The organism is Halovibrio sp. HP20-59 (assembly GCF_033052795.2).
Taxonomy (GTDB): Bacteria; Pseudomonadota; Gammaproteobacteria; order Pseudomonadales; family Halomonadaceae; genus Vreelandella.
Window position 1 is genome coordinate 1 of the sequence record NZ_JAWJUW020000091.1, and the last position, 271, is coordinate 271.

Annotated in this window: 1 protein-coding gene; it reads right to left on the bottom strand. The window is 67.5% G+C overall.

What is annotated here, in order from left to right; genetic code table 11:
* Positions 1-271: hypothetical protein (locus RZA33_RS19495; RefSeq protein ID WP_317509781.1), on the bottom strand; the 271-nt coding region annotated here is incomplete at both ends.

The following is a 271-nucleotide window of genomic DNA, read 5'->3' on the forward strand; positions in this document are numbered from 1 at the left end:
CCGACAGCGTGATCGACGCGGCGCTGAGCGAGGCGGTGCTGAAGCCGGCCACCGAATAGCTGCCGCTGCCCGCGAAGTAGCCAAAGGTCGGCGTGACCACCGTGACCGGCACGGCGGTCGGCGCGATGGTGACCGGCGCAGCGCCGTCGATGGAAACCTTGCCGGTCGTCGTGACCGACGCCGTCGCATTGCTGCCGAGCAGGAAATAGGTGATGTTTCCGAGGCTGGCCGAGATGGCGCCGCTCAGCGTGTAGCCCGGATTGACGCTGAT